A 5,196-nucleotide genomic window follows, 5' to 3' on the forward strand; every position below is an offset into this window, starting at 1 on the left:
TCAGCCCGCCCCCTTGCGCGTACCGCATGAGGACGTCGTACCGCAGGGATCACGACCCGTCACCACAGCCCGGACATCGCCAATTCAACCTGAGTAAGGCTCGATGGTACGGCGAAGGCCGTACCGTTCCTATCCGCGTGATCGTCATTCACGACATGGAGGCCCCCGAGGGGCCGCTTACCGCCGAGAACGTCGCGCGCTACTTCGCGAACCTCCCCGCGAGCAACAAGGCCAGTGCTCACGTCTGCGTGGACAACAACAGTGCGGTTCGCTGCGTGGCCGATGGTAACCGGGCGTGGCACGCTCCGGGTACCAACTCTGACGGCCTCGGCCTCGAACTTGCCGGGTACGCGCGCCAGTCGCGCGCCGAGTGGCTCGACCAGTACTCGAAGGGCGTCCTCGAACAGGCCGCGAAGGTCACCGCGGATTGGTGCCGGAAGCACAGCATTCCGGCCCGGAAGCTGACCGTTGCCGAGCTGAAGGCCGGTAGGCGCGGGATCGTTGGCCACCGGGACGTGTCGGCCGCGTACGGCCAGACCAACCACTCGGACCCTGGCCCCAACTTCCCGTGGGACTACTTCCTGTCGCGTGTAAACGCTCTCCTCAACCCTCCGAGCAAGGTCACGCTTCCGGCCCCGGTGAGCAAACCGGTCGTGAAGCCCCGGGGGTACACCCCTCCGGCCTTCCCCAAGGGGCTGAAGCCGGGTAGCTGGTCGCCTTCGGCCAGGCCGCTTCATCGAGCCCTGAAGGCCGCTGGATTCATGAACAAGTCGGTCCCTCTCTCGGACCACTACGGCCCGAAGACGCAAGAGGGTGTCGGCCTCTTCCACAGGCGATTCCCGCAGTACGCGAAGCGGGGTTCTTCGTGGGATGTGGCTATCGGCCCGAAGGGTTGGGCCGCTCTCAACAAGATGGCGTACGACAAGTAAGGAAGATCGTTGAAGTTCCTCAAGACCCATCCGGCGCGCGTCTACTCGCTCGCCGTTGCAGTTCTCGCCCTGGTCGCCGCGTACGGCGTCAAGGTTCCGAAGGGCGAAGTCCTCAGCCTGGTCGCGGCCGTCCTCGGCCTGGCCGGCGGTGAAGCCGTTCAGCGAGTCGAGAACGGCAAGACCGCGGATGCTCTCCTGACTCCGTCGCCGGTTCACGCGAACCTCGGCGACGAAGGCTAGCCCGTAGGGCGGGGCCGCCCTGCCTCCTGCGGCCCTTCAGCACGTCCTACACGAAACCCACAGCACCCATCCGGGTGTTGGGGGTCTTTCGTCATTTTGGCTTTGCCCCGCCCTGTTCACGGCTTCCGAATTGGGGGGCACATTTTATCGGCCTTCTCCTTATCGTGCTGGTCCCAGTAGCGGCAAGATTCTAGTAGTCGTTTGTCCATCTTCAAGTCGGCTGCTTCTCCGGGCGCGGACATCACCCGGGATACAAGAAAGGTTGCTAATGTCACAAGGACCGCCATGGTAAGCACCAAGCCCCCCAGAAAGCGAGTGGCTCCGGCGACCCCTCGCTTGACTGGTGTATTGGTCAAGTGGGCTGCGGCAAGCTTGATATTCCCCTTAGGGCCATCCACCAGAACGGAGAATGTGACTCTTTGATTGCGTGCAACTAGAACCTTTTTGACCTTAAGAAGTGGGCCGTCGATAACGTGTTGAGGCTTAGGCGCCGAAGGGGGGTCCACCTCAGTATCCAGTACCGTGACGATGTTTGCGCCAAAGTCGAAGATCAGTGACTCGTCCCCGCTAGCGAAGTCTGTTGGCGAAATGTCGCGGCGCCCTGAATTGCTGAACTCAAGCTCCACTAGGCGTGGTTCGACCAGTGTTGTTCCAGCATGTGAAACGGATACGGCCGAGGGTGCAGAAGGTGAAGTGCTCCTCAAGAGCGTAGTATTGCTTGACTGGTTCCAGACGACGCGTCTCTTTGGATTATTTGAGCGCAGCGTTGCCCAAGCGCCGCCGACCCCAATCAGCACACCAAATCCGACCGAGATGGCCATGTTCCAGAAATCGTTAGACCCGATGTAGCTCTCAGCGGTGACCACCAGGCTCCTCCAAACCTCTCCCTGCTGACTGCGCGACCACACTCTAGGGGCCACCCTTGCCTCCGGGTGGCCCTTCAGCACGTCCTACACGAAACCCCCAACACTCGTAAGGGTGTTGGGGGTCTTTCCTCGTTCTGCAGGGCGTTTACACGGGCCCGCGGCGGCCTCGCCTGCCCAAAGTCGGCTTGTCTAGTGGCAATGGCAGTTGCATATACCATTGCGGCAGTTAGAGCACTGAGAGTACTCATACCACGACAATCTCCTACCGCAGCAAGTGCAATCGGCTTTCAGGAAGGATTTGCCGGAAGTGGCCTGCCGTCGCGTTTTCTCGCATTTTTCGCATAGGCCACCAGTGACAAAAAGGCCCCTAAAGAGCGGCACTTGTCTATAGCACCCATTACATTGCACTCCTCAGACCCCTAACTAGGCTGCTGCCTTGAGCCGAGCAAGCTCCCGTGCTCGCTCGTTCAGCTCTCGCGCCCTCGGGTTGCTCAGGTACGGCCGGATGCGTCGCCGCATGATCGTGAAGTGTTCGTCAGCCCGCGCGGACGACAAGGCCGCGTAGTCGTCGAGGAACGCGCCCCACGTCTCGCACGCCGCTTCGAGGTGCCCGACCTCCAACTGACGTTGCGCAAGTAGGCCGTTCGCGTGCGCGTTGCCCTGCTTCTCCATCGGGGGGCGCGCGCGGTTCGACGCCTTCATAGCCTCGATCGATCCCGGCACGTCGCCGAGGGCGTAGAGCACGCTCGACACATGGAATTCGTACGCGGCTCGGTCGTACCCGCCCACAGCATCCCGCCGGTTGTCAGCCTTCGACAGCGCGGCTTCAGTCTCGCGAAGTCGCGTGAACGCTTGGCTCCTGTCGCCCACCAGGGCGGCCCCGTGGGCTTGTTGGCCTCGAAGGAACGCTTGCAGTCGAGGGCCGGCCGAAGGCGCGGCCTCGGCGGCCGAGTCCGCCAAGTCGAGGGCCTTGTTCGCGTGCTTCAGGTTGGCGGCCTGAAGCGCCATGCCGCGAAGGGTCCGGCAGTAGGTGACTTGATCGTTACCGGCTTTGGCCAGGCCGAGGGCCTGGCGGTAGTACCTCTGCCCGAGGCCATGTGCCTTCTCATACATGGCCATCCAACCGGTCAAATAGACCAGGTCGGACGCGGCGGCCCGCATGTCGTTCTTAATGGCCTCGGTCCCGTCCGCTCGAAGGTAGGACGCTACAGAGTTGACGATGAACGCTGCGGCCATCGGGCGCGCGTGCGCGCCCCCGAGTTCGTCGAGGATGTCGGCGATCTTGTCCGTCATGCTGCGGACTACGGCCACGTCACCGGGGCCGATCTTGACCGTGCGTCCGGCGGCCTGGTGCTCTAGGCGGTCTAGGGTCTCGTCGGCTTCGTCGAAGCGTGGCACTGCGAGCGTGGCCGAGTAGAGCGCGGTCGTGAGGACGGTACGGCGCGATGGGTCCATGTCTGCCCTTCCGGTGTCAACCAGACCCTCAATGGTGTTCAGCGCGTGTTCGGGCGCAACGTCCATTCCGGCCAGGAACGGCGTTGCCCCAAGTCCCGCTTCCTCAAAGGTAATTGGACGACCGAGGCGGCGCGACAGGGCTTCGACGACAGCGGGCCGAGCTTCCTTCTTCGGTACGGCCCCTTTGAGCCAGTGGGCTACCGACGATTCGTCGTACGTCAGCTTCAGGCCCCGCTCGGCGCCGATCCGGTTCACGGCTTGCGCGAACTGGCGGTGCAGGTAGTCGCCTTCGTCCAGCAACCGGGCCATGTTCTCGTTCGGCCGGCGCTCTCTCGCCACGTCAATCACTCCCCGCGAACTCAAGCGTTCAAGTCGTTCAAGTTCTCCTGACCTTCTAACGGTACCGCCGCGGGCGACAGCTTGGTTGCGTAGAGCGACAACGTCAGCGAGAGGTGAAGCGATGCAACCGAAGGTGCAGAAGGACACCCAGCCGTACCAGGGGCCTTGCTCCGTGTCGGTACCCCTCGGGGAGTGGAAGTGCTTCCACAAGCACGCTCCGGGCTGGTGGCCGAGAGCGTTCGCGGAGCCGAGCCCCGAGGTTGTGGCGCGGGTCGACCAGGGGCTTCGGAAGTTGCTTGCGGCATGAGCGCGCGAAGCAATGCACCCGCCCGTCAGATCGTTGTCGTCGCCTGTATGGAAGCGGTGCCGGTCGAGGGGTGCGACGTGTGCGGCGCCCTGGCGACGCAGCGCGAGAGGGCACGTAGGGCCGACAACAGGGCGAAGGTCAAGTCTTGCAATGAGGAGATCCTGAGCCACCCTCACCGGATGGGGGTGCGGAAGTGACTGCCCCGACGTTGGCCAGGCCGAAGCCCCCGCCGGCCGCCCGTCAAGGGGGCCGCCGGGGGTTCGATCCGGGCCGCCCTTCCCTGATCGAGTGGCTAATAGGCATCTCGACCATTTGCGGCTTGTGCGCCGGTCACCGGGAAGTCTGGTGCCCCATCTGTCTCGGCTTCGACGGCTGTTGGGGGTGCAACCACAGGTTGAAAGTCCGGTGCCCCGACTGTGCGGGCAGACAGCTGGACATTTTCCGTTGATCACGGACACCAAGACATGAGAACCCGCCCCCTGGTCCCTGGTTGGTGCCTGCTCTGCCGCAACGCGGGAATGGTCGTGTGGATTGGCCCGGTCGAACACGACGGCCAGAGCGCTCCCGCCTACGCCTGTGAGCCGTGCTGCGAGTACGCGCGGCAGTACATCAGCTTCTACAACAAGCAGTGGGACGCACGTCCCGCCAGTTGACTCCCCGTCCGTCCGTCCCTTCCCCCGTGGCGGATGGGCGGGGGGCTAAGCCCCCCGCTCCGCCGGACGAATCCAATCGATGGTTCCCCCACTTTTCGAGAAGACCCGGCGGGGCGGGTTCCAACGCCCTTATATCTCAGTCAGGAAGATACCGAGATGAGCTGTCACGGACCGATGCTCTTGTCTCCAGACGGGAAGGTCTATACATGCCTTACCTGTTGGAAAGAGGTGCCCGCTTCCTAACGAAAATGCGCCCCTTGTCAGGTCAAGAGAAGGAGAAGTCTTGTCGCTACAAGAGCTGTTGAATCTGGTCACGTCCGCTGGAGTGGTGTATCGACGGCCATTCGGTGATCTCGTTTTGAGGTTATGCGGTGAGTTCGGTCGGCAGGACGGTCTCGTCCGTTTCT

General features: G+C 63.0%; 5 protein-coding genes. 3 read left to right on the forward strand and 2 right to left on the reverse strand.

The features are described from left to right. Together ADL12_RS19660 and ADL12_RS19665 are read left to right on the forward strand one after the other, a co-directional pair. Positions 1-929, forward strand: a 929-nt coding sequence (locus ADL12_RS19660; RefSeq protein ID WP_208614572.1) for a peptidoglycan recognition protein family protein, incomplete at its 5' end; no start/stop codon positions are given. 9 nt (positions 930-938) lie between these two features. Further along, positions 939-1,169, forward strand: a complete 231-nt coding sequence (locus tag ADL12_RS19665) for a hypothetical protein (protein WP_062703983.1) — start codon at positions 939-941, stop codon at positions 1,167-1,169. Between the two features lie 116 nt (positions 1,170-1,285). On the opposite strand, the gene ADL12_RS54065 is transcribed toward ADL12_RS19665, so the two are convergent. Continuing rightward, positions 1,286-2,035 (reverse strand): hypothetical protein, encoded by a 750-nt coding sequence (locus ADL12_RS54065; RefSeq protein WP_159053209.1) that lies wholly within the window; start codon positions 2,033-2,035, stop codon positions 1,286-1,288. A 423-nt stretch (positions 2,036-2,458) separates the two neighbouring features. Then, positions 2,459-3,799, reverse strand: coding sequence for an NsdA family TPR-like regulatory protein (locus ADL12_RS19670; RefSeq protein WP_062703985.1), 1,341 nt, complete (start codon positions 3,797-3,799; stop codon positions 2,459-2,461). An 801-nt stretch (positions 3,800-4,600) separates the two neighbouring features. Here ADL12_RS19670 and ADL12_RS52785 point away from each other — a divergent pair. Next, complete coding sequence (locus tag ADL12_RS52785; RefSeq protein WP_063806690.1) at positions 4,601-4,789, forward strand: hypothetical protein; 189 nt, start codon at positions 4,601-4,603, stop codon at positions 4,787-4,789. Positions 4,790-5,196: the final 407 nt, after the last annotated feature.

Source organism: Streptomyces regalis (assembly GCF_001509475.1).
Classification (GTDB): domain Bacteria; phylum Actinomycetota; class Actinomycetes; order Streptomycetales; family Streptomycetaceae; genus Streptomyces; species Streptomyces regalis.

Excerpts from the sequence above, each read along its gene's own strand:
- ADL12_RS19670 (WP_062703985.1), bottom strand. The coding sequence starts at position 3,799 with ATGGCCCGGTTGCTGGACGAAGGCGACTACCTGCACCGCCAGTTCGCG.
- ADL12_RS52785 (WP_063806690.1), top strand. The coding sequence starts at position 4,601 with ATGAGAACCCGCCCCCTGGTCCCTGGTTGGTGCCTGCTCTGCCGCAAC.